The sequence below is a fragment of the Bradyrhizobium sp. CCGUVB1N3 genome, assembly GCF_024199925.1.
Lineage (GTDB): Bacteria > Pseudomonadota > Alphaproteobacteria > Rhizobiales > Xanthobacteraceae > Bradyrhizobium.
The window spans coordinates 7027009-7049749 of the sequence record NZ_JANADR010000001.1 but is presented as its reverse complement, the minus strand read 5'-3'; the positions used below and the strand labels follow the sequence as shown (position 1 = coordinate 7049749).

Below are 22741 nucleotides of genomic sequence, written 5' to 3'. Positions count from 1 at the left end.
TCCGTGCCGTCTCGCCTACTCCTTCATCATCTCGCCGCTGCCGCCGAACTCTGCCGGAAAATCCTTCAGCTTGGGCAGGCCGTCGTGCATCGGCAGCACGGTGTCGGCGTAGTTGACGTGGACGGCGGGCACGAACGCCAGCGTCGGGATGGCGGCGGTGAAGACGTCGATCAAGCCGAGCGGCGGATGGCTGGTCATGAGATGGCCGCCGCACTTGCGGCAATATTTGCGCTGGCTGAGCGGCGTCTTGGCGTAGGTCGCGATGTGATCGGCGCCTTCAGTGATGCGCACAGCCTCCGGCTTCCACAGACTGAACGCAGTGACCGGTCCGCCCGACCACGAGCGGCAGGAGCGGCAATGGCAATAACCCATCGCCTCCGGCGCGCCCGTCACTTCGATCGCGACTGCGCCGCAGAAGCAGTTTCCGACGTGTTTCATTTCGGTGTTCTCCTTGGATGATGAATGCCTCGTCTCCCTCTCCCCGTTCTTACGGGGCCGCGACGAGCTTCGCTCGCGCTGAGAGGGTTGGGGTGAGGGGCTGCTTCCGCATTCACGTTGACAGCCGGACTCGCGGAAGCTCCCCCTCACCCGGAATTCGCGCTTCGCTCGAATTCCGGCCTCTCCCCGCAGGCGGGGAGAGGCGAAGAGCTGATCACGCCGACCGGCGCCAGGGAATAAGCATCGATACGCGCTGTTTGTATTGCCGGTACTCGTCGCCAAACAGCGCGACGAGGTCGCGCTCCTCGAGCATGATGCCGAGCAGGATGTAGAGCGTGATCACGGATGCAAACAGCAGATGCCCCACGGTCATCGTCGGCGCGGCCCAGATTGCGATGATGAAGCCGAGATAGAGCGGATGGCGGACGAATTTGTAGAACAGTGGCGTCCTGAACCGCGGCGGCGAGGCCTGCTTGTCGACCAGTCGCTGGGTGACCTGCTGCAGGCCGAACAGCTCGAAATGATTGATCAGGAAGGTCGAGGTGAAGACCAGCACCCAGCCGGCAAAGGATAGCGTGACGATGGTCGCGGCAACATCCGGGTCCTGGACGTCCCATATGATCGCCGGCAGCGGCCGCCACTGCCAGAACAGCAGCAGCAGCGACAGGCTCGCCAGCAACACATAGGTGCTGCGCTCCACATGCTTTGGCACAAACTGCGTCCACCACGCCTTGAACTGCTGCCGTGCCATCACGCTGTGTTGAACGGCAAACAGCGCCATCAGGAGCAGATTGATGGTGACGGCCTCGATCGCGGACGAGTCGGTTCCGGTGTCGATGCTTTTCGGCACCACCAGGCCCATGACGAAGCCGATGGCATAGAGGATGGTCACGAGAAATACGAGATAGGCCGCAACTCCGTACAGAAAGGCGATGAACCTGAAGACTTTGGAGCCCGCGACATCCGGGCTGATATGCACGTCGGAATGAACTTGGCTCATATGTAGCTCCGTTGTGCCGGGAGTCGGCACTTCTTTGGTCGCTGCACCGTGCCGCATTGGACGTGCCAGAACTTTTGCGGACGATTGATTTTCGCCTGAGACGACGCTGATTTTTGCTTGAGACCAACAGACGTGCGATTTCGCTTTGAAAATCATGTGCTGGACAGCGACCTGCGCGAGCTGACGCGTGACGGCGCTCCGGTTCCATTGCAGCCGCAGGTCTTCGATCTGCTCGTGCACCTCGTGACGCAGCGGGGCCGCGTCGTCACCAAGGACGACCTGATCAGCCAGGTCTGGGACAACCGCATCGTCTCGGACTCTGCGCTGAATAGCCGCATCAACGCGGCGCGAAAGGCGCTCGGCGATGACGGCGCGGCGCAGCGGCTGATCAAGACCATCCCGCGCAAGGGTTTTCGCTTCGTCGGCGACGTCCTGGACGAGACGCCGGCGCCGCCTGCAGCCGAGACGAGGGCGCCACGGAGCGCGCCCGAGCGCCCGGTGATCGCGGTGCTGGCGTTCGAGAACATGAGCGACGATCCCGAGCAGGAGTATTTCTGCGACGGGATCGCCGAGGACATCCTCACCGCGCTGTCGAAGGTGCGCTGGTTCCTGGTGATCGCCCGCAACTCGTCCTTCACCTACAAGGGACGCGCCGTCCATATCAGGCAGATCGCCGAGGAACTCGGCGTCGGCTATGTCGTCGAAGGCAGCGTGCGCAAAGCCGGCGGCCGCGTGCGGATCACTGCACAGCTCAACGATGCCGTCACCGGCAGCCACATCTGGGCCGAGCATTACGATCGCGAGCTCGGCGACGTCTTCGCCGTTCAGGACGAGATCACCAACGCGATCGTCGCGGCGGTCGAGCCGCAGATCTACGCGGCGGAGAATTTTCACGCCCGGCGCAAGCAGCCGGCGAGCCTGGACGCCTGGGATCTCGTGATGCGAGGGCTGTCGCACTACTGGCGCGTGACGCGGCAGGATCATCTGATGGCGCAGGCGCTGCTCGCGCAGGCCATCGCGATCGATCCCGACTACGGCCAGGCCCAGTCGATGCTGGCGGCAAGCCACATGTTCGGCGTGCATCTCGGCTGGGCGGAGCTTGCGACCGCGGCACCGGTCGCGGAGGCCGCCGCGCTCGCGGCGGTCAAGTGCGACCATGAGGATGCCTGGGCGCATACCGCGCTCGGCAGCGTCTACTTCTCGACGCGGCGGCTCGACGACGCGCTGTCGGAGTTCGAGCAGGCGCTCAGGCTCAACCCGAATTTCTCGCTGGCGCAGGGCTATTACGCGCTGGCGCTGTCCTATGCCGGCCGTTCGAGCTGCTCGTTCGAGGCGGCGCAAAAGGCCATCCGCCTCAGTCCGCGCGATCCGTCGCTCGCGATCTACTACGGGATCGCCGGCTATGCCCGCTTCACCGAGCGCCGCTATGACGAGGCGATCGCACTGGCCCGAGAGGCGATCCGCCACCGCGGCGATCTCACCGGCGCCTATCGCGTGCTCGCGGTCTCGGCCGGAATGGCCGGCGATCAGGAGCTCGCCGCATCAGCCTTGCGGGAGCTGCGCCGCACCCAACCCAACATCTCACTCGCCTGGATCACGACGCAACTGCCCTGGCGGAGCGAAGCGGATCGCGAGCACTATCTGGAGGGATTTCGAAGGGCGGGGTTGAGCTGAGGAAGATCAAACGCTCGATGCGAATTCGTCGAGCACCTTGTTGAACGCTTCCGCCTTCTCCCATTGCGGCGCATGGCCGGCGCCGTCGATCACCTGCACCTCGCCGCGCCACAGCGTCGGCGCCGCCAGTCGCTGGAGATAGCCGAGATCGACGATCTGCTCGTCACGGCCGTGGACGATCGCAAGCGGAATTTTGAGATTGCGGACGATCTCGGCCTCGTCGGAGATGTGGCCGGCCTGGACGTGGGCGCCGAGATAGCCCCGGGCGTTGCCGTCCGTGTTGCGGAAGTCCGCGACGACGAAATCGGGAATCGGCGCATAGCCGGGCGCGAAGGCCGATTTCGTCCATTCCTCGATCTCGGCCTCGCCCGGCTTCGGCGTGAACACCGTGGCCGACAGGCTCTTGAAGCCGGAAAAGCCGTCCGGCATCTTGCCGACCGGCGGCGTGCCGAAGATCATCAGGCCGGCGGCCATCGGCAGCGCAGCCGCCGCATTGAGCACGGCATGGCCGCCGAGGCTCCAACCGACCACCACGGCGTTTTTCAGATCGAGCTCACGGGCGATCGCGGCGATGACGGCCGCATAGCCCGGGCCTGAATAGTCGGCTTCCGGATCGGGCGGCGGCGACGACGCGCCGTGGCCCGGCAGGTCGATCGCGATCACGCGGAATTTTGCACCCAGCGGCCCCTGCAATTGCTTCTGCCAGATCCGGGACGAAGACGAGTTACCGTGGATCAGGAGGATCGGGCGGCCGGTGCCTGCGCTCTCAAAGCCTGCGATGTTCTGGGCGCCGATCTGCAGGCGCAGCGGACGTAGGCCGGGTCCTGGAAAAGGCTGATCATTCATGATCCACCGATCTGGTTGTTGAAACTGTTTTTGGCGATCTGACGCATCTTGGCAGGCGGCGCCGAACAGTGCCATCGCCATTGCGCTTCGCCCGCAATGATGAACGCGACACCCTCGCGAAATTGACCTGCATCAATGGCTGCTCCGGACGGCCGACCGGGCCTTCGCCCGTGACCTCAGGGAGGTGCACGAGGCGCTCGCCAACGCGCTCCTGATCCTGGTCGGCCTGCATGCCGCCGCCGCGCTTCTTCACCACTACGTGCTGCGCGACCGCACCCTTAAGCGCATGCTGCCGTGGTCGCGGGGCTGACCAGCCGACCTGTCACACCCCGCCGCACGCGGTCAGCGGATCGTAGTCATTGCGCATCAGCATCGCGTGGAGCTGGCGGCGGCGGATGCCCATGTTACCGCCGTCGAAGATCGGCAGCGCGAGCGCGTCCTGCAACAGGCGGCCGAAGGGCGCCTCATTGTCGTAGCTGTCGATGCCGACGACGCGCATCAGGTCGGTGATGACGCGGACGGCAGCCTCCGAGCCGAAAATCTTGGCCTGGATCGCGAGCTCATCGGCGCCGGGCGATTGCGTATCCAGCGCGTGGCAGGCGCGCCAGCTCAAATAGCGCGCGGCTTCGATCGTAGTCTTGGCATCGGCCAGCGCATAGCCGACCGCCTGATGCTCGATGACCGCATGCACGCCGCCGCGCTTCTCGGTGCGGGCGAAATGCAGCGCGTAATCGAAGGCGGCGCGCATGAGCGCAACGCCGAAGATGCAGACCAGCGCCGCGGTGCCGGTGAAGGCAGCGGACGCCAGCATCAGGCCTGCGCCTTCCTGGCCCAGAAGATTCTCGCGCGGCGCGGTGACCTCGCGCAGGCCGAACTGCGGCACGAGATGCGCGCGATGGCCGATCGCGTCGATGGCGCGCTCGAACACGATGCCGCTCGACGGTCCCTCGACCGCGATGATCGACACGCCCTGCTCCGGCGGCGCGTTCGCACTCGTCCGGCACACCACGCAGAGCACGTCGGCACCCGTGCGATTCCAGCCGGTGGCCGAGGACACCCATTTCTTGCGGCCATTGATCACCCAATTGTCGCCGACGAGTCTTGCGGTGGTGCGCACGCCCTCACCTGGCGGGGGCGAGGCCGCATTGGCGCTGCCGCCGGGCTCGGACGAGCAGAAACCCGCAAGTGGCGCGCCGCTCGTTTTGAGGAACGGCGCAAGCAGCCGGCCGCATTGCTCCGGCGTGCCGCCGAGCAGCAGCGGCAGCAGACCGAGTACCGTGCCGAGCATGGTCAGCGTCACGCTCGGGTTCACCGCGTAAAATTCCTCCGCCATGATCGCCATATCGACGAGGCCGGCATTGTCGCCGCCAGCGGGCTGCGGGATGCATTGGCGCAAATAGCCGGCGGCGACCATGGCTTCATAGGTCGGCCGGGTCGCAAGGAAGCGTTCCTCGGGCGTTACCAGCCGTTCGGCCTTGCGCGCTTCGGCCAGCACATCTTTCGCGAATTTGCGGGACTGAAGCTGCAGCTCGCGCTGCGCCGGTGATAGCGTGAAATCGATCGCCATTGAACGTCTCCCTCGCTGCGGTCGGCTGCGAGGGTGCGCGATGCGGGCACGGAAAATCTTGGACGGCAGCGCCCGAGTTCTTGGACGAGAGTGAACTAGCCGCCGTTCCCCATGGTGCGGCGGAACTCGCGCGGGGCGAGGCCGTGCTGGCGCTTGAACAGGCGGTTGAAGTGGGAGATGTCGCTGAAGCCGGCCTCGAAGGCGATCTCGGCGATGGTCTTCTCACCATGCCGCACGTCGAGCAGGTTGCGCGCACAGGCCAGGATCCGCCGGTCGTTGACATGCTCGCCGACGGAGCGACCGGTGGTGGCGAACAGCCGGTGCACGTAGCGCTCTGAGCAGCGGAAGCGCGCCGCGAGTTGCGTGGCATCGAGCTCGGAATCGTCGCTGTGGCGGTCGATATGGTCGAGCATCATCGGCAGCAGCACCGGTGCGTGGACGCGCGCGGCAGGCAGATCAGCCATCAGCGCCGGCGCATGTGCGATCAATTCGACGACATGCGCACCGCTCTGCGCGGCGACAGCGGGCGCGGCGAGGCACAGCTCGGCATAGCTTGCGAGCGTGCGCGAGAGCGCGCGGCCGCCTTCGGTTCGCGACAGCGCCAGCCGCGGCCGGTCGGAGAAGCTTTGCGGCAGCAGCCGCCGCGGGACGGCGAAGCAATAGAGGCGGAAGTCGCGGACGTTGGCGATCTCGAACGGCTCGGTGGTATCGGCGACCGCGAGATCACCGGGCGTAGAGACCTGCTCGTGACCGCGCTGCATGGTGCGGCCCAGGCCGTCGAGCTGGAGATTGACGAAGCAGAGATCGTCCGAGCTGCGCGCGATATGGCTGCGCAGCCGAAGCACCCGGTGGCTCGTGGCCTTCACCAGCGAGATCTGGATCGGCGCGGCGGCGCTGCGCGCGATCGAGCCTTCGAAGGGACGGTCGGCAAGCTTCTGCGGCTCGAGCCGGACGAAGGCCGCGGCGAGATCGTCGGCCCAGCTACCGAAAGGCTCATCCACGCGAAAGGGTTTTGCTGACCATTCCATGGGCGCGCGCCCTGAATTGGAGGAAGCTGCAGACATGAATTCTGTTTAGACGCCGGCGGGCAAAACCATACCGTCGAGCTGATAGCCGGTCAAATCGAGGAAGCGCCGGCGGGGCGGACGGCGATATCGCCTACTTCGCCTTGCGAAGATGCACGACGACGTCGAGGCGGACGATATCGTGCCCCGGCAACGCCTCCGGCATCTTCGTGAAACTGAGCCCCTCGGAGACGTCGACCAGAATGTCCTCGCCTTCGAGGTAGAAGTGCGGATGCACGCTGGTGTCGGTATCGAAGAACGATTTCAGGCCATCGGCTGCGATCCGGCGCAACAGGCCCGCCTCGGTGAACTGGTTCAGCGTGTTGTAGACGGTTGCGAGCGACAACCGCATGTTCGCCGCGGTCGCCTCCTCGAACAGCAGCTCTGCCGTGACATGCCGGTGGCCGTTCAGGAACAGGAGCTGCCCCAGATCCACGCGCTGGCGCGTCGGTCTCAATCCGGCATCGCGCAGCAATTGCACGCAGCGGGCAAGGCCGAGGTCGCGCGCATCGCATTCCGTCACAAGCTCAGCTTCGATGGCATCGCCCGTGAAGACGTTCGGGAGGTTATCCATGTTGCAATCGGATCGCAGAAATGGCTGTTCCGCTTTGATCCGGATCAAATTCAGCGGACGGGCCGTCTAACGAACCAGCACGCAACTGCAGCCATTCCGTCATTGCGAGCGCAGCGAAGCAATGACGGGCTTGTTGCGGCAGCGCACGACGCTTCATCGGACGGGCGAGCGGCCGCCGAGGCAAAGTCCTTATTTCGTGGCCTTCACCTGCGTCGGCTTCGGCGGCGAGGCGGCGGCCCATTCCTTGTCGGCGCGGGGACCGTTGACGTCGCCGGTCAGGCCGACGAGCTGGCCGGACTGGACGTCGAGGGTCTGCTGCCAGGTCTGGGTCTGGCACAAGAACCTGATCAGGCAGCCCTTGAGCTTCAGTCTGTCGGCGGCCTCGCGCCACAGCGAGACGGAATAGCGCTTGCCGTCCTCGGCGTTGTAGATCTCGCCTGCAAAGCGGCCATCCGGTGTCGCCTCGAGGCCCATGATGAGCTGATGGCCGAGCAGCGCGCGGGCGCGCTTGTCGGGATCGGGATTTTCGCTGTCGCGGAGCGGCTGGCCGCGTGCATCCAGCGGCGTCTTCATCCAGACGATAAAGCCGCAGATGCGGTCGCGGCCCACCCCGCAGCGCTCGAGCCGGATGCGGGCGCGGCCGTCCTCGGTGAGCCATGTGCCGGCGGGATCGGCGGGGCTCATCGCGCCGGCGCGGCCGTCGAAGATCATCAGCACGACGGTGATCGCGACGCGGACGACGATGCGAAGAAGGATGTTCATCTCTCGGCCTCTCTCACTTCAATTCAGTTGCGCCATGAAGGCGTCGGCGCCCTTGTCGATGCCGGCCGTGGCAGCGGCGAGCGAGCCGACGCTCGCCTTGATGTCATAGGCGTTCGGGTATTGCTTGGTGACGTAAGCGCTGAGCAGGCGCGAGGTCGAAGCGTCGAAGATCTCGACGCCGTAGATGACCGAGCCGGTCAGCGTGCCCTCGCCGTCACGTGCGGCCTGCACGCCGTTATAGACGGCGCCCGCGACATCGAAGCGCGACAGCGTGCCAAGCACCGGCGTGTTGGTGACCGCGCCGGTCAAGGTCAGCCGCACGCGCAGCGTGTTCGGGCCGCGGGCGTTCACCAGTGCAAAGCGGCCGCGAAGCCTGTCGGCAAAGCGGTTCTGCATGTAGGCAGCGAGCGTCGCCTTGTCCTTGTCGGACATGTCGCCGAACTGGTGATCCCTGCCGCGGTAGATCGTGACGGGGTCGAGGATGACTTTATTGTAGGTGCGCCAGTCGACCTGCGTGGAGTAGCGGTAGGGCACGCGGCCGGAGGTGTCCGACTTGTCCGGCGCCATGTAGGCCGACGACGCCATCTCCGAATAGGGCACCGGCGTCACGCTGGCGCAGCCGACCACAACGGCGCACAGCGCGAGCGTTACCAGACCGCGCATGGCGATCGAGCGATCCATTCCATACTCCTCTTAAGGCGCAACGAGAGGCAGCGGCGACCGCAGCCGCGTACGGGACAAGAACGCGGCTGCGGTGCTCACAATTACCGACCCAAGGCATCTTCCGGGGCCATGATCCGACGCCTTGGGCCGGCTCTCAGTGCTTCCTTCTATAAAACCGACTAGACGGTTTGTAAAGCATGGAAATACGGCTGACGCCTTTGGTCGCGGACAGAGGTTAATGAGGCGATCGAAGCAGGATTGTTAACGGCGAATCAGGCGCGCTTGCGCGCCGCCTTCGCGGCGCGCGGCTTGGCAGGCCTTTCCAGCGCGCTCCACTGGCTGTCGTCGAGCAGGCGCGCGAACAGGCGCTGATGCTCCTCCTTGCTGAGCGGAGACATGCCGAACAGACCGCTGAGCAGCAGTCCGCGTGCAGCGGCCCAGCGCAGCAATGCAAGATCCGGGTCGGCGGCCTCAGCCTTGATGGCCGCGACCCTCTTCATCTCACGATCGCGTGGCAACGACATCAGGCCGGGGTTTTCGACCATGGCCGCAACCAGCGCCAGCGCCGCCGAATTCGGCGACGCGGCCGCTTCGCGGACTGTCGCGAGCTGGGTTGCGAGCGCGGGGTTCGCGGAAGTCGCGCTCACCTTCGCCATATAACGGGTCGAAAATTCCTCGAAATGCGCCATCTGCCGCTCGAGCAGCGCCTTGAGCACCGCTTCCTTGGTGCGGAACTGGTGCATCACGCCCCCCTTGCTCAGGCCGCTCTCGCGCGCGATGGCGTCGAGCGTCAGCCGGCCGGGTCCGTCGCGCGCAATGATGGCAATCGCCGCTTCCAGCGCAGCGTTGCGAGATCGTTCCGAGCGGGTGGCGTTGTCCATGGCGGACTTGTCTCCGTGACAGGGAGATGAATCAAGTGAAAACAGGATCGCGCTGTACATTTTTTGTGCGACGACTGTCGAGACTTTCATCTTGCAGCGCGGAACGGGACCTGTGAGCCTCGACGATGGATGGGGATTTGGATGGGCCGGCCGCAGCCTTGCGCGCGACGATGACGCGTGCGCGCTCGCGGGTGTCGCCTAGGAAAGAAAAGAAAAGACATGTCGAAACGAGTGTTGCTTGGTCTCCTCCTGAGCATCGGTGTGGCGGCCGCGGCGGCGCAGGAGCCCAAGACGGGCGGCGTGATCAACGCGGTGATCCAGCCCGAGCCCCCCGGCCTAATGCTTGCGATGGTCCAGAACGGTCCGGTCCAGATGGTGTCGGGCAATATTTTCGAGGGCCTGCTCCGCTACAGCCCCAAGCTCGAGCCGCAGCCGGAGCTCGCCGAGAGCTGGGCGGTCAGCGAAGACGCCAAGACCTACACTTTCAAGCTCAGGAAGGGCGTGACCTGGCATGACGGCAAGCCCTTCACCTCCGCCGACGTACTTTTCTCGATCGAGATGCTGAAGCAGACTCACGCGCGCGCCCGCAACAACCTCGTGCAGGTCGACAAGGTCGAAGCGCCGGACGACTATACCGTGGTGTTCACGCTGAAGCAGCCGTTCGGCCCGTTCCTCGGCATCTTCGAGGTCGGCTCGATGCCGATGGTGCCGAAGCATCTCTATGAGGGCACCGACTGGAAGACCAACCCTTATAATAACGCGCCGGTCGGTACCGGCCCCTTCATGTTCAAGGAGTGGCAGAAGGGCTCTTTCATTCGGCTGGTGAAGAATCCGAACTATTACGAGAAAGGAAAACCCTATCTCGACGAGAATCTACTGGCAGATCATTCCCGATGCCGCCGCGCGCTCGGTGGCGTATGAGACCGGCAAGGTCGACGTGCTGCCTGGCGGCTCCGTGGAAAATTTCGACGTGCCGCGGCTGTCCAAGCTGAAGGACACCTGCGTCACCGGCGCGGGCTGGGAATTCTTCTCGCCGCTGTCATGGCTGTGGCTGAACAACCGCCAGGGTCCGACCGCGAACAAGAAGGTGCGCCAGGCGATCATGTATGCGATCGACCGCGATTTCGCGAAAGACGTGATCTGGAACGGTCTCGGCAAGGTCGCGACGGGCCCGTCGGCCTCGACCATCAAGTTCTACACCGACGACGTGCCGAAATACGCTTACGACCCGGCCAAGGCCAAGGCGCTGCTCAAGGAAGCCGGCTACAACGGCGAGAAGATCCGCCTGTTGCCGCTCGCTTATGGCGAGACCTGGCAGCGCTGGGGCGAGGCCGTGAAGCAGAACCTCCAGGACGTCGGCATGAACATCGAGACGATCGCGACCGATGTCGCCGGCGGCAACCAGAAGATCTCCGACTGGGACTACGACATCGCCTTCACCTATCTCTACCAGTACGGCGATCCCGCGCTCGGGGTAGGGCGCAACTACGTCTCCAGCGCGATCGCCAAGGGCCAGGTGTTCAACAATGTCGAGGGCTACTCCAATCCGGAGATCGACAAGCTGTTCGCCGACGGCGCGGTGGCAACCCCGGATTCCAAGCGCAAGGAGATCTACGAGAAGGCCCAGAAGATCCTGGTCGACGACGTGCCGGTGGCATGGCAGCTCGAGCTGCAATTCCCGACCATCACCCGCTGCAAGGTCAAGGACCTGATCACCACGGCGATCGGCGTCAACGACGGCTTCAAGGACGCATGGCTCGACAAGTAGTGATGATTTGCGCCTGACCTCTGCCATGACTGTCGCCGCATGAGCTCCGATCGAGCCGCAAACTCGCTGCACCTCTCCCGCTTGCGGGGGAGGTCGCCGCGCGCAGTGCGGCGGGTGGGGGCTCTCTCCACTCAGGGGCCTTCTCCGCAGAGACACCCCCACCCCTGTCCTCCCCCGCAAACGGGAGAGGGAGTGCACCGCCGTCGCGGCAACATCCGACTCAATCTCACTGCGCTATAGATATGCTCTCCTTCATTGCTCAGCGTGTCGTGAAGGGCGTGATCGTGCTGCTTGCGATCGTCGTCCTCAATTTCTTCCTGATCCGGCTTGCGCCCGGCGACCCCGCCATCGTGATGGCGGGCGAGGCCGGGGCCAGCGACCAGGTCTTCGTCAAGCAGCTGCGCGAGAAGTTCGGCCTCGACAAGCCGCTGCCCGAGCAGCTCTTCATCTACGTCAGGGGCGTCGTGACCTTGGATCTCGGCTTCTCCTTCCGCCAGCAGGCGCCGGTCGCGAAGCTGATCCTGGAGCGGCTGCCGGCAACGCTGCTGCTGACGCTCACGGCCTTCGCGATCTCGCTTGCGCTCGGCATCCTCTTCGGCACGCTAGCTGCGCGTTTCGCCGGAACTTGGCTCGATACCGCCGTCACCGTGTTCGCGCTGATCTTCTATGCGACGCCGATCTTCTGGGTGGCGTTGATGGGCATCCTCCTGTTCTCGGTCACCGTCGACTGGCTGCCGAGCTTCGGCTTCGAGACCGTCGGCGGCAACTACCGGGGCTTTGCCCACGTGCTCGACGTCGCCGCACATCTGATCATGCCGGCGATGACGCTCGGCCTGTTCTTCATGGCGACCTATACCCGCATGACCCGTGCCTCGATGCTGGAGGTGAAGCGGCTCGACTTCGTCAAGACCGCGCGCGCCAAGGGCCTTTCCGACGCAGTGATCCAGCGCCGCCACGTGCTGCGCAATGCGCTGCTCCCGGTCGTCACGCTCGCAGGCGTGCATTCGGGAACGCTGATCGGCGGCGCCGTGATCACCGAGACCGTGTTCGCCTGGCCCGGCATCGGACGCCTGATGTATGACGCGCTGCTGCAGCGGGACTACAACCTCCTGCTCGGCGTCTTCGTGATCTGCTCGGCCATGGTGCTGATCTTCAACCTCATCACCGACCTCGTCTACCGCCTGGTCGATCCGCGCATCGAGTTCGCCGCATGAAGCAGTTCTTAGCCTCGATGTTGCGCAACCCGAGCGGGCTGATCGGACTGATCATCCTGCTGCTCGCGATCGCGGTTGCCGTGTTCGGCCCGCTGCTGTTCCCGAACTCGCCGTGGCGCATGGTGCAGCGGCCGTTCCTGCCGCCCTTCACGCTCTCGACCGTGCCGCTCGGCACCGACGCGCTCGGGCGCGACGTGTTCGCCGGCCTGATTTTCGGCGCGCGCGTGTCGCTGCTGGTCGGCCTCGTCTCGACGCTGGTCGCGCTGATCGTCGGCGTGCCGATCGGCGCCATCGGCGGCTATTTCGGCGGCAAGGTCGACGACGTCTTGATGCGCTTCACCGAGCTCTTCCAGACCATTCCGAGCTTTGCGCTCGCGATCGTGCTGGTCGCGATCCTCCAGCCGTCGATCTACTCGATCGTGGCTTCGATCGCGGTGGTGAGCTGGCCGCCGGTCGCGCGTCTGGTGCGCGGCGAGGTGCTGTCGCTGCGCACCCGCGAATATGTCCAGGCCGCCGTTGTCACCGGCCAGAGCAATGGCTGGATCATCTGGCGCGAGATCCTGCCCAACGCGCTGTCGCCCGTGATCGTGCTGGCCTCGCTGATGGTCGCAACCGCGATCCTGCTGGAATCCTCGCTGTCGTTCCTCGGCCTCGGCGATCCCAACCTGATCTCCTGGGGCTACATGGTCGGCGCCGGCCGTACCGTGATCCGGCAGGCCTGGTGGATCACCGTGTTTCCCGGCATCGCGATCCTGATCTCGGTGCTCGGCCTCAATCTGATCGGCGAGGGCCTCAACGACGCGCTCAATCCGCGGCTGTCGCGCGAGGGGCGATGACGATGATGATGACCGCCCCGCCCGTCGTCTCGATCAAGGATTTGCGGATCGCGCTGCCCAAGGGCGCCGAGCGGCCCTTCGCCGTCGACGGCGTCTCGCTCGATCTGATGCCCGGCAGGATCGTCTGCGTCGTCGGCGAGTCCGGCTCCGGCAAGTCGATGTGCGCGCATGCGCTGATGGGGCTGCTGCCCGGCACCGTCAGCGTCACCGCCGGCGAGGTCCAGTTCGAGGGCCGCGATCTCCTGAAGCTCGACGATGACGGCTGGCGCGATTTGCGCGGCCGGCGCCTGGCGATGATCTTCCAGGAGCCGATGACCGCGCTCAACCCGTTGATGCGGATCGGCGACCAGATGGCGGAGATGTTCGAGGCGCATGATTTGCTGACGCCGAAGCAGCGCCGCGCCAAGGCGGTGTCGCTGGCGCGCGAGGTCGGCCTGCCCGACCCCGAACGCATCGTTCGGGCTTATCCGCACCAGCTCTCCGGCGGCCAGCGCCAGCGCGCGATGATCGCGATGGCGCTGGCGCTCGAGCCCGCGGTGCTGGTCGCGGACGAGCCGACCACCGCACTCGACGTCACCACGCAGGCGCAGATCCTGAAGCTGATCCGCAACCTCCAGCGCAACCGCAACATGGCGGTGATGTTCATCACCCATGATTTCGGCGTGGTCGCCGATATCGCCGACCAGGTCGTGGTGCTGCGCCATGGCAAGGTGGTGGAGGAAGGCCCGGCCACGGCCGTCTTCACCAAACCGCAGCACGACTACACCAAGGCGCTGCTCGCGGCCGTGCCCTCGATGGATCCGCCTGCGCGAACGCCGCTCGATGATCGGGCCAAGGCCGTCGAAGTGATCGGGCTGGACAAGACCTATGTCACCTCGGGCGGCTGGTTCCGCGAGGACCGCAGAGTGGACGCGGCGCGCGAGGTCAATTTCAGCATTCTCAAAGGCGAGACGCTTGGTCTCGTCGGCGAATCCGGCTCCGGCAAATCCTCCGTGGCGCGGCTCGTGATGCGGCTGATCGAGCCGGATCGCGGCACGGTGCGAATCGGCGACACCGATCTGACGTCGCTTGCCGGCAGGGCGCTGCGCGCCGAGCGCCACCGCATCCAGATGATTTTCCAGGATCCGTTCGCTTCGCTCAACCCGCGGCGCAAGATCGGCCACATCATCGCCGACGGCCCGATCGCCGCCGGCACAGAGCCGAAGGTGGCGTTCGACCGCGCGCGCGATCTCCTCAAGCTGGTCGGCCTGGATGCGGGCGCGCTCGAGCGCTTTCCGCACGAATTCTCCGGCGGCCAGCGTCAGCGGGTCGGCATTGCCCGGGCGCTCGCGCTCGAGCCCGAGATCATCGTCGCGGACGAGGCGGTCTCGGCGCTCGACGTCTCCGTGCAAGCGCAGGTCTTGAGGCTGCTGGAAGACCTGAAGACGCGGCTCGGCCTCTCGATGCTTTTCATCACCCACGATTTGCGCGTCGCGGCGCAAATCTGCGACCGCATCGCGGTGATGCAGCGCGGCGCTATCGTCGAGTTGAAGCCGACGGCGCAGCTCTTCGCGGCGCCCGAGCACAGCTACACCCGCGAGCTGCTCGCCGCCGTGCCGGGACAGAAGGAGCGCACGCCGGCGACGTGAGGCGATCAGTCGCGCGGACGACGCGCCTCGCGACCGTGGCCTTTCTTGACCTTAACCACCGCGTGCAGCATCGTTTTGAAGTCCTTGATCGCCTGGTCGCGCTTGAGCGTACCATCGGCATCGCCTTCCAAATGCTCGATGACCGCGAGCAGCGCGTCCGCGATCTGGCCGATCTGCCTGCCGTAGCTGCCGACATCCGACAGCACGTCCCTCTCGACCTCGGGCGCCGAGGATTGCCCGACCGTGATGTTGACCAGCCCGAACTGGCTGCCGGTGGGGCTGAAGAACGACGGATAAATAGACTGCACGACATCCCCCGACAGGGGCAGCTTGAACACAGGCATGCGAATTCCCCTCGCTGACGCTCGACCGGCGGCGAGAGACTAGCACGATCGCGCCCGCCTTCGGATCGACCCGAATCAGCGCTAGTGCATTCACCTCATCGACTTCGCTTAACCGAGGTGACATGACGGGCCCCGAACTGAAGCAATTGCGCGTCGACCTGTCCGAGGCGATCGGCCGGGAGCTCACGGTCGCGGATATGGCGAAGCTGTGCGGCCTGCCGGCTGCGAGCGGGACCGTGACGATCCGGCGCTGGGAGGTGCGCGGCCCGAGTGCATCGGCGGCCAAGGTGCTCGGCGTGCTCGCGATGGCGAGCGAGCGTTATCCGATCCTCGACAAGTTCGACATCTTCGATCGCCACACCATCGCCGAGAAGGACCGGCCCGCGCAACGCGAAAAGTTTCGCGAGCAGATGCGCGAGGAAGTACGCAGGCGTTTGGCTTGAGGAAGAGCGGCCAATCGTCTCCACAAACGCTGCGCGTTAAGCCATCCTTCACCGTTTCTTAAAGCCCTGTTAAGCACGAAACGCATTTGCCCGCCAATAGGTTGGCTTGGCGGCGACTGTGCCACGCATGTGACAGCATTTTAGTCAAAAGCCCGCTATCTGCGAAAGCAACGACGGCGCGGAAAGCGCGCCTGCCGGGAATGAAGTGTTGGAGTTAGAGACGATGAAGAAGATTCTGTTCGCGACCGTTGCGCTATTCTCGTTAAGCGCCGCCGCGCCCGCCGTCGGTGCCGATCTCGGCGCCCGCCCCTATTACAACAAGGCGCCTGCGCCGGCTTATGCCGCGCCGATCTACAACTGGACCGGCTTCTATCTCGGTGCGCATCTCGGCGGCGCGTTCTCGAGCGACAGCAATTTCAACGGCCTCACCACCGGCAACAACGGCAACGGCCGCTTCCTCGGCGGTCTCCAGGTCGGCGCGGACTGGCAGTTCCACCCGAACTTCGTGGTCGGCGTCGAAGGCCAGTACTCCTGGCTCTCCGGCAGCGTCGGCGCGGTGTTCCCGAGCGGCTATGCCTACACCAACGACCAGCGTGGGCTCGGCTCGATCACCGGCCGCGTCGGCTACACCTGGGGTCCGGGCCTGATCTACGTGAAGGGCGGCTACGCCTATTCGGACAACAACGAGCGTGTGGCGCTCGGCGGCGCGCCGGTCGCGTTCGCGATCTCGGGCGATCATCGCAACGGCTACACGGTCGGCGCCGGTCTCGAATACATGTTCGCCCCGAGCTGGTCGGCCAAGGCTGAATACCAGTACTACAATTTCGGCAGCGCCACCTTCACCGCTCCGGCCGCGCTCGTGCCGGCCGGCAGCTTCACCACCGACGATCACACCGTGAAGGCGGGCGTCAACTACCGCTTCAACTGGGGCGCCCCGATGGCCGCGCGTTACTGATCGCTAACCACAACCGATCTTGCGGGAAGGGCCGGCATCTCGCCGGCCCTTCTTTTTTCGTCGTGTGGAAAGAGCGCAAGCAATTGCGGCACTTGCGATTTTTTAACTCGCTACCCCGATACTGCCGCCCGCAAAATATAAAGTAATCGGCGTGGGGGAATTCTGATGGCGATCCGTGTGGGCCTGGGCAGATCAAGGCCTCGTGTCTCGTTGCCGAAATGGGGCGTGCGCGGCAGCCTGTTCGCCGCCTTTGCCGTGATCGCGGGCATGGGCCTCGTGATCTCGGCGGGAGCCGGCTATGTGCTGCAAAATCTCGGCGAGCGCATGGTCGATCTGAGCGGACGCGACATTCCGCGTCTCGCCGCAAGCCTGCAACTATCCGCCCTGAGCGCGAGCCTCGCGGCACAGGGACCGGCACTGCTCGCCGCGCCGAGCGATGACGCGCTGAACGAGCGCACCAAGAAGCTCAAGGAATTGCAGCAGCAGGTCCAGCAGAAGCTCGGCGAGATCATCGAGCTCGGCGCCGACAAGACGGTCGTCACGGGACTTAACGACACCATCAAGAACCTCAATGAGGCAGCGCAAAGCCTGACCTCGGCCGCGCGCGAGCGGCTCGACGTCGCGGCCCTTCACGACAAGCAATACGATGCGCTCCGCAAGGCGCAGGGCGATTTCGTCGGCGCGGCAAGCCCCGCGATGCTCAATGCGCAGACCCAGGTGAACGCGATTCTCGGCTCGGCGAACCTGTCGGCCGAGGACGCCACCGAAGCGGCGCAGACCGTCGGCCAGCTCGGCAATGTCGTCGCCAGCGGCAATCTCGCGGCCGCCGACATGAGCGCGGCGCTCTCGGCCAACACCGCCGATAAGCTCGACGACATCCAGAAGGAATTCAAGACGGCGCAGGGACGCCTGCGCTCCAACCTCGACCTGCTGCCGGACAATCAGGGCAGCAAGATGCTGCGCGAGACGGCCGAAAAGCTGCTTGCGCTGGGCACCGGGAAAACCGGCGTGTTCAATCTGCGCGAGAAGGAGCTCGACGCCACCGACTACGGCCAGACCGTGCTCGATGAAACCCGCAAGCTCAATGTCGGCCTCGGCATCAGCGTGCAACAACTGGTCGAAGGCGTGCAGAAGGAGACCAACGACTCGACCTTCCAGGCGCGCAGGCAGATTTCATTCGCCACCATAGTCATGCTGGCGCTGGGCGCGCTGACCCTGGTCGGCTCGGCGCTGTTCGTCTGGCTCTATGTCGGACGCAACATCCTGCGGCGCATCGGGGGACTGCAGCGCGCGATGCAGCTGCTCTCGGCCGGCGACCTCGACGCAGAGATCGTCCGCACCAAACACAGTGACGAGATCGGCACCATGACCGATACGCTCCAGGTGTTCCGCCAGAGCATGATCGAGGCCCGCGCGCTCTCCAGCGAGCAGGACAAGGACCGCGCCGCCAAGGCCGAGCGCGCCGCGCGCATGGAAGCGCAGATCGGATCGTTCGAAGGAACGGTGCGCACGGCCCTCGACAGCCTCGCCCAATCGGCCAATTCGATGCAGACGACCGCCCAGAGCATGTCGTCGACGGCCGACCAGTCGAATGCGCTGGTCAACGCCGTGGCGTCGGCCGCCGAGGAGACCTCGGTCAACGTGCAGACGGTGTCGGCCGGCACCGAGCAATTGTCGTCGTCGATTGCCGAGATCAGCCGCCAGGTGGTCACCTCGGCCGAGATCGCCAAGAAGGCGGTCCACGAGGCCGGGGCAACTGACGCGACCGTGCAGGGCCTCGCCGACAGCGCGAGCCGCATCAGCGTGGTCGTCGATCTCATCCAGACCATCGCCTCGCAGACCAATCTGCTCGCGCTCAACGCCACGATCGAAGCGGCGCGCGCCGGCGAAGCCGGCCGCGGTTTCGCCGTGGTCGCCTCCGAAGTGAAGAGCCTTGCAAGCCAGACCGCGAAAGCCACCGACGAGATCCGCACCCAGATCGCCAGCATGCAGCAGGTCACGACCTCTGCGGTCGGCGCGATCAGGGGCATCGGCCAGATCATCGGCGAGATCAACGACGTGACCACGGCGATCGCCGCCGCCGTCGAGGAACAGGGTGCCGCGACGCGCGAGATCGCCCGCAACATCCAGCACGCCGCCGGTGGCACCAGCGAGGTCTCCAGCAACATCGTCGGCGTCTCCACGGCCTCGGCCGAGGCGGGCGCCGCGGCGACGGAGGTGCTGGGCGCCTCCGATGCGCTGCGCCGCGAGGCCGACGTGCTGCGCGGGGAAATCGACGCGTTCCTCAGCAATATCCGCGCGGCCTGATCGTCATTCCGGGGCGGTGCGCAGCACCGAGCCCGGAATCTCCCACAGCAACCTCGGGATTCCGGGTTCGCGCTTGCGCGCGCCCCCGGAATGACGGTGCATGCGTATCCGGATTGCACCGCGCGCAACCCGGGCTACGGAAAATTACGGGCGGAATGACGGCCATGCGAACGCCGCCCCACGTGGTTTTTCGGCTGGCGTCCCGCTCGATGTGCGGGTACCGATAGTGTCCATGCATTCGAAGAGCGACAGCGTGCAGTCCTCGGCCGAGGCCCTGCGCTACCCCTGGGAACAGCACCCCGGCCCCGAAGAGGTCGTGGAGGTGCGGCCCGGCGTGTTGTGGGTACGGCTCAAGCTGCCGTTCCGTCTCAACCATGTGAACATCTACCTGCTCGCCGATGGCGACGGGTATGCGATGATCGACTCCGGCTTCGGCAATGAGGAGACGATCGAGGCCTGGACGAAGCTGTTCGACGGGCCGCTGAAGGGCGTCCACATCTCGCGCCTGATCGTCACCCATTCGCACCCCGACCATGTCGGGCTCGCGGGCTGGATCGTCGAGCGGTTCGACTGTCCGCTCGAAATGTCGCAGGTCGAATATTTGCAATCGGTCTATCACCAGAACCGCGGCACCGAGGAGCGGCGCAACGCGCAGCGGCTGTTCTTCCGCCGCCATGGGATGGACGAGACACTGACCGACAAGCTGCTCGGCCGCGGCCAGGAATATCTGAAGCGCGTGTCGGTGCTGCCGGCGTCCTATCGGCGCATCTCGCATGGCGACGAGGTCGTGATCGGCCCGCGCCGCTTCAAGGTGATCACCGGCGGCGGTCATGCGCTCGACCAGGTGATGCTGTATTGCGCCGACGACAAGCTGTTCCTCTCCGCCGACCAGGTGCTGAGCAAGATCTCGCCGAACGTCAGCGTCTGGGCAGTCGAGCCCGACCAGAACTCGCTCGGCGAATATCTGGCCTCGCTGGCAAGCCTCACCACGACGCTGCCCTATGACGTGCTGGTGCTGCCCGGCCACGGCGTGCCGTTTTACGGCTTGAAGACCCGCATCAAGCAGCTTGCCGATCATCACGAGGAGCGCTGCCGCATGATCGCGGAAGCCTGCCGGGAAGTGCCGCAGACCTCGTCACAGCTCGTGCCTGTCGTGTTCCACAAGCACGTGCTCGACCCCCACCAGATGGGTTTTGCCGCGGGCGAATTGATCGCCCACGTCAACTACATGCTGGTCGAGGGACGGCTGACCGCCGAAGAGAAGGACGGCGTGCTGCAGTTCAGGACGACCTGAGCTTCAAACTCTGAATGGCGATGTCCCTTACCTCGCCCCGCTTGCGGGGAGAGGTCGAATTTGCGCGACGCGCAAATTCGGGTGAGGGGGACTCTCCGCGAGTCCAACTGCCGCCGTGATTGTGGAAGCGCCCCTCACCCCAACCCTCTCCCCGTAAGAACGGGGCGAGGGAGCAGACCTTCGCTGCGGCCCCGCCTCACTTCATCTGCGCGATCGCGTGCATCGCCGCGATATAGCCGTACGGCCCGAGCCCGCAGATCACGCCCGTCGCGACGAACGAAATCTTGGAGTGACGGTGATATTCGTCGCGGGCGTGGATGTTGGAGACGTGCACCTCCAGCACGGGTCCCTCGAACGTCTTGATCGCGTCCATGATCGCGACGGATGTGAAGGAGAAGCCGGCCGGATTGAGGATGACGGCATCGGCATCCTGCCGCGCCGACTGGATCAGGTCGACGAGCACGCCCTCGTGGTTGGACTGGTGGAAGGCAACCGTGAGGTCGAGCCTCAAAGCGGCCTCTTCGCAACTCGCCTTGATCTGGGGAAGCGTCGTCGTGCCGTAGATGTGCGGCTCGCGCACGCCGAGGAGATTGAGGTTCGGGCCGTTCAGGATCATCACGCGTTTCATGGGGCCTCCCTTTGCAAAAGCGCTTCGCCGAGTTGGCGGCCCTGCCCGCTTTCGGGCAACAGGCCGGACATCCGGCTCGGCCAGCTCCGAGGATCATGAACGGCGAACCGCCTTGGACAAAATGTCCGTGCAGCCCCCGGCGCGGCAGCGCATCTCGCGGCGCCCGTCCCCGGCCGGGACACCAAGGCGCTAGCTGGTTGATCCACATCAATAATTGCTGATCCTCGGCCGCTATGAATGGTCCTGCCGGTCGCATTGCCAAATGTGGGCTGGCGCATAGACATTAGAGCTTGAAAAGCTCTAAGAAGATTAGCCGCTTGGGCCCTCAAGTTCCGCTGCAGGTCTGCCGATGGATTACAGCCAGTACTTCTCTTCCGCCCTCGACCGCCTCCACGCCGAACGGCGCTATCGCGTGTTCGCGGATCTCGAGCGCATGGCCGGCAGGTTTCCGCATGCGGTGTGGCACTCGCCCAAGGGCAAGCGCGACGTCGTGATCTGGTGCTCCAACGACTATCTCGGCATGGGCCAGCACCCGAAGGTGGTCGGCGCCATGGTCGAGACCGCGACCCGGGTCGGTACCGGCGCGGGCGGCACCCGCAACATCGCCGGCACGCATCATCCGCTGGTGCAGCTCGAAGCCGAGCTCGCCGATCTCCACGGCAAGGAGGCAGCTCTCCTCTTCACCTCCGGCTACGTCTCGAACCAGACCGGCATCGCGACCATCGCAAAACTCATCCCGAACTGCCTGATCCTGTCGGATGAGCTCAACCACAATTCGATGATCGAGGGCATCCGCCAGTCCGGCTGCGAGCGGATCGTGTTCCGCCACAACGATCTCGCCGATCTCGAAGCGCTCTTGAAGGCCGCCGGCCCGAATCGGCCGAAGCTGATCGCCTGCGAGAGCCTGTATTCGATGGACGGCGATGTCGCCCCGCTCGCAAAAATCTGCGACCTCGCCGAGAAATACGGCGCGATGACCTATGTGGACGAAGTCCACGCGGTCGGCATGTACGGCCCGCGCGGCGGCGGCATCGCCGAGCGTGACGGCGTGATGCATCGCATCGACATCCTGGAAGGCACGCTGGCGAAAGCCTTCGGCTGCCTCGGCGGCTATATCGCGGCCAACGGCCAGATCATCGACGCCGTGCGCTCCTACGCCCCGGGCTTCATCTTCACCACCGCGCTGCCGCCGGCGATCTGCTCCGCCGCGACCGCCGCGATCAAGCATTTGAAGACCTCGAGCTGGGAGCGCGAGCGCCACCAGGACCGCGCCGCCCGCGTCAAGGCGATCCTCGATGCCGCCGGCCTGCCGGTGATGTCGAGCGACACCCATATCGTGCCGCTGTTCGTCGGCGATCCCGAGAAGTGCAAACAGGCTTCCGACCTCCTGCTCGAAGAGCACGGCATCTACATCCAGCCGATCAACTATCCGACCGTCGCCAAGGGCACCGAGCGGCTGCGCATCACGCCCTCGCCCTATCACGACGACGGCTTGATCGATCAGCTCGCCGAAGCCCTGCTCCAGGTCTGGGACCGCCTCGGCCTGCCGCTGCGCCAGAAGTCGCTGGCGGCGGAGTAAGTCGCGCTACTGCAGCGCCCGAGAATCCAATTCTCACCCTCCCCGGGGCTACCACCCTCCCCAGCCCTCCCCCGCAAGGGGGGAGGGAGCGAGACGGTTATGCTCACCTCACATCGATTAAACGCAAATACCTGGCGCCGAGCTCGTCTCCTCTCCCGTGCCACGGGCGCTGCTCTCGCCGTTCCCTCCCCCCTTGTGGGGGAGGGTCAGGGAGGGGGTGCCACACGGGGACTCTCTCAGTCGTCTCGAGACCAGCGCGCTGGCTTAACGACGATG

The 22741-nt window shown here is 65.2% G+C and carries 20 protein-coding genes and 2 pseudogenes; 11 read left to right on the top strand and 11 right to left on the bottom strand.

Going from position 1 to position 22741, the window contains the following annotated elements; genetic code table 11:
* Window positions 1-15: 15 nt before the first annotated feature.
* Complete coding sequence (locus NLM33_RS33620; protein ID WP_254102770.1) at window positions 16-438, bottom strand: GFA family protein; 423 nt, start codon at window positions 436-438, stop codon at window positions 16-18.
* A gap of 214 nt (window positions 439-652) precedes the next feature.
* A complete protein-coding gene (mddA, locus tag NLM33_RS33615) occupies window positions 653-1438 on the bottom strand; it encodes a methanethiol S-methyltransferase (RefSeq protein WP_254102769.1) in 786 nt (261 codons plus the stop codon).
* Window positions 1439-1570: 132 nt separating this feature from the next.
* Between mddA and NLM33_RS33610 the strand changes: the two genes are divergently transcribed.
* Window positions 1571-3112 (top strand): winged helix-turn-helix domain-containing tetratricopeptide repeat protein, encoded by a 1542-nt coding sequence (locus tag NLM33_RS33610; RefSeq protein WP_254102764.1) that lies wholly within the window; start codon window positions 1571-1573, stop codon window positions 3110-3112.
* A 6-nt stretch (window positions 3113-3118) separates the two neighbouring features.
* On the opposite strand, the gene NLM33_RS33605 is transcribed toward NLM33_RS33610, so the two are convergent.
* The gene (locus NLM33_RS33605; RefSeq protein ID WP_254102762.1) at window positions 3119-3958 is read right to left on the bottom strand and encodes an alpha/beta fold hydrolase; all 840 of its coding nucleotides are present in this window, start codon (window positions 3956-3958) and stop codon (window positions 3119-3121) included.
* Window positions 3959-4109: 151 nt separating this feature from the next.
* Between NLM33_RS33605 and NLM33_RS33600 the strand changes: the two are divergent.
* A pseudogene (locus NLM33_RS33600) lies at window positions 4110-4268 on the top strand (cytochrome b/b6 domain-containing protein); the annotation flags it as partial.
* A 12-nt stretch (window positions 4269-4280) separates the two neighbouring features.
* On the opposite strand, the gene NLM33_RS33595 reads toward NLM33_RS33600, so the two are convergent.
* The 6 genes from NLM33_RS33595 to NLM33_RS33570 all read right to left on the bottom strand — a co-directional run bounded on the left by NLM33_RS33595 (window position 4281) and on the right by NLM33_RS33570 (window position 9469).
* Window positions 4281-5525 (bottom strand): acyl-CoA dehydrogenase family protein, encoded by a 1245-nt coding sequence (locus NLM33_RS33595; protein WP_254102760.1) that lies wholly within the window; start codon window positions 5523-5525, stop codon window positions 4281-4283.
* A gap of 95 nt (window positions 5526-5620) precedes the next feature.
* Window positions 5621-6526 carry a helix-turn-helix domain-containing protein gene (locus NLM33_RS33590; protein WP_254102758.1) on the bottom strand — a complete coding sequence of 302 codons (906 nt, stop codon included), beginning with the start codon at window positions 6524-6526 and terminating at the stop codon, window positions 5621-5623.
* Window positions 6527-6683: 157 nt separating this feature from the next.
* Window positions 6684-7163, bottom strand: a complete 480-nt coding sequence (gene irr / locus NLM33_RS33585) for a Fur family transcriptional regulator Irr (RefSeq protein ID WP_254102756.1) — start codon at window positions 7161-7163, stop codon at window positions 6684-6686.
* A gap of 189 nt (window positions 7164-7352) precedes the next feature.
* A complete protein-coding gene (locus NLM33_RS33580) occupies window positions 7353-7925 on the bottom strand; it encodes a DUF2147 domain-containing protein (RefSeq protein WP_254102754.1) in 573 nt (190 codons plus the stop codon).
* A gap of 18 nt (window positions 7926-7943) precedes the next feature.
* Entirely contained in the window at window positions 7944-8606 is a 663-nt protein-coding gene (locus tag NLM33_RS33575; RefSeq protein ID WP_254102752.1) for a DUF3313 domain-containing protein, read from the bottom strand.
* 254 nt (window positions 8607-8860) lie between these two features.
* A complete protein-coding gene (locus tag NLM33_RS33570) occupies window positions 8861-9469 on the bottom strand; it encodes a TetR/AcrR family transcriptional regulator (RefSeq protein ID WP_254102750.1) in 609 nt (202 codons plus the stop codon).
* A gap of 219 nt (window positions 9470-9688) precedes the next feature.
* On the opposite strand from NLM33_RS33570, the pseudogene NLM33_RS33565 reads away from it, so the two are divergent.
* The 4 genes and pseudogenes from NLM33_RS33565 to NLM33_RS33550 all read left to right on the top strand — a co-directional run bounded on the left by NLM33_RS33565 (window position 9689) and on the right by NLM33_RS33550 (window position 14915).
* A pseudogene (locus NLM33_RS33565) lies at window positions 9689-11237 on the top strand (ABC transporter substrate-binding protein).
* Between the two features lie 242 nt (window positions 11238-11479).
* Complete coding sequence (locus tag NLM33_RS33560) at window positions 11480-12451, top strand: ABC transporter permease (RefSeq protein WP_254102748.1); 972 nt, start codon at window positions 11480-11482, stop codon at window positions 12449-12451.
* Entirely contained in the window at window positions 12448-13287 is an 840-nt protein-coding gene (locus NLM33_RS33555) for an ABC transporter permease (protein ID WP_254102746.1), read from the top strand. The genes NLM33_RS33560 and NLM33_RS33555 overlap by 4 nt, the downstream gene beginning before the upstream one ends.
* An 8-nt stretch (window positions 13288-13295) precedes the next feature.
* Window positions 13296-14915 (top strand): ABC transporter ATP-binding protein, encoded by a 1620-nt coding sequence (locus tag NLM33_RS33550; protein ID WP_254106024.1) that lies wholly within the window; start codon window positions 13296-13298, stop codon window positions 14913-14915.
* Window positions 14916-14920: 5 nt separating this feature from the next.
* On the opposite strand, the gene NLM33_RS33545 is transcribed toward NLM33_RS33550, so the two are convergent.
* A complete protein-coding gene (locus NLM33_RS33545; RefSeq protein WP_254102744.1) occupies window positions 14921-15259 on the bottom strand; it encodes a hypothetical protein in 339 nt (112 codons plus the stop codon).
* A gap of 122 nt (window positions 15260-15381) precedes the next feature.
* Between NLM33_RS33545 and NLM33_RS33540 the strand changes: the two genes are divergently transcribed.
* The 4 genes from NLM33_RS33540 (at window position 15382) to NLM33_RS33525 (ending at window position 20258) form a co-directional block, all read left to right on the top strand.
* The gene (locus NLM33_RS33540; protein ID WP_254102742.1) at window positions 15382-15702 is read left to right on the top strand and encodes a hypothetical protein; all 321 of its coding nucleotides are present in this window, start codon (window positions 15382-15384) and stop codon (window positions 15700-15702) included.
* 223 nt (window positions 15703-15925) lie between these two features.
* A complete protein-coding gene (locus NLM33_RS33535) occupies window positions 15926-16657 on the top strand; it encodes an outer membrane protein (RefSeq protein WP_254102740.1) in 732 nt (243 codons plus the stop codon).
* A 165-nt stretch (window positions 16658-16822) separates the two neighbouring features.
* On the top strand, window positions 16823-18964 hold the full coding sequence (locus NLM33_RS33530) for a methyl-accepting chemotaxis protein (protein ID WP_254102738.1): 2142 nt from the start codon (window positions 16823-16825) through the stop codon (window positions 18962-18964).
* 232 nt (window positions 18965-19196) lie between these two features.
* A complete protein-coding gene (locus NLM33_RS33525; protein WP_254102736.1) occupies window positions 19197-20258 on the top strand; it encodes an MBL fold metallo-hydrolase in 1062 nt (353 codons plus the stop codon).
* Between the two features lie 196 nt (window positions 20259-20454).
* Here the strand turns inward: NLM33_RS33525 and aroQ are convergent, their stop codons facing one another.
* Window positions 20455-20886, bottom strand: a complete 432-nt coding sequence (aroQ, locus tag NLM33_RS33520) for a type II 3-dehydroquinate dehydratase (RefSeq protein ID WP_254102734.1) — start codon at window positions 20884-20886, stop codon at window positions 20455-20457.
* 349 nt (window positions 20887-21235) lie between these two features.
* On the opposite strand from aroQ, the gene hemA reads away from it, so the two are divergent.
* Window positions 21236-22465 (top strand): 5-aminolevulinate synthase, encoded by a 1230-nt coding sequence (gene hemA, locus NLM33_RS33515; protein WP_254102732.1) that lies wholly within the window; start codon window positions 21236-21238, stop codon window positions 22463-22465.
* Window positions 22466-22741 lie beyond the last annotated feature (276 nt).

Bases quoted from the DNA above. Each gene is read 5' to 3' on its own strand.
- NLM33_RS33620 (WP_254102770.1), bottom strand. From the start codon at position 438: ATGAAACACGTCGGAAACTGCTTCTGCGGCGCAGTCGCGATCGAAGTG.
- mddA (WP_254102769.1), bottom strand. From the start codon at position 1,438: ATGAGCCAAGTTCATTCCGACGTGCATATCAGCCCGGATGTCGCGGGC.
- NLM33_RS33605 (WP_254102762.1), bottom strand. From the start codon at position 3,958: ATGAATGATCAGCCTTTTCCAGGACCCGGCCTACGTCCGCTGCGCCTG.
- NLM33_RS33595 (WP_254102760.1), bottom strand. From the start codon at position 5,525: ATGGCGATCGATTTCACGCTATCACCGGCGCAGCGCGAGCTGCAGCTT.
- irr (WP_254102756.1), bottom strand. From the start codon at position 7,163: ATGGATAACCTCCCGAACGTCTTCACGGGCGATGCCATCGAAGCTGAG.
- NLM33_RS33580 (WP_254102754.1), bottom strand. From the start codon at position 7,925: ATGAACATCCTTCTTCGCATCGTCGTCCGCGTCGCGATCACCGTCGTG.
- NLM33_RS33575 (WP_254102752.1), bottom strand. From the start codon at position 8,606: ATGGATCGCTCGATCGCCATGCGCGGTCTGGTAACGCTCGCGCTGTGC.
- NLM33_RS33570 (WP_254102750.1), bottom strand. From the start codon at position 9,469: ATGGACAACGCCACCCGCTCGGAACGATCTCGCAACGCTGCGCTGGAA.
- NLM33_RS33560 (WP_254102748.1), top strand. From the start codon at position 11,480: ATGCTCTCCTTCATTGCTCAGCGTGTCGTGAAGGGCGTGATCGTGCTG.
- NLM33_RS33555 (WP_254102746.1), top strand. From the start codon at position 12,448: ATGAAGCAGTTCTTAGCCTCGATGTTGCGCAACCCGAGCGGGCTGATC.
- NLM33_RS33550 (WP_254106024.1), top strand. From the start codon at position 13,296: ATGACCGCCCCGCCCGTCGTCTCGATCAAGGATTTGCGGATCGCGCTG.
- NLM33_RS33545 (WP_254102744.1), bottom strand. From the start codon at position 15,259: ATGCCTGTGTTCAAGCTGCCCCTGTCGGGGGATGTCGTGCAGTCTATT.
- NLM33_RS33540 (WP_254102742.1), top strand. From the start codon at position 15,382: ATGACGGGCCCCGAACTGAAGCAATTGCGCGTCGACCTGTCCGAGGCG.
- NLM33_RS33535 (WP_254102740.1), top strand. From the start codon at position 15,926: ATGAAGAAGATTCTGTTCGCGACCGTTGCGCTATTCTCGTTAAGCGCC.
- NLM33_RS33530 (WP_254102738.1), top strand. From the start codon at position 16,823: ATGGCGATCCGTGTGGGCCTGGGCAGATCAAGGCCTCGTGTCTCGTTG.
- NLM33_RS33525 (WP_254102736.1), top strand. From the start codon at position 19,197: ATGCATTCGAAGAGCGACAGCGTGCAGTCCTCGGCCGAGGCCCTGCGC.
- aroQ (WP_254102734.1), bottom strand. From the start codon at position 20,886: ATGAAACGCGTGATGATCCTGAACGGCCCGAACCTCAATCTCCTCGGC.
- hemA (WP_254102732.1), top strand. From the start codon at position 21,236: ATGGATTACAGCCAGTACTTCTCTTCCGCCCTCGACCGCCTCCACGCC.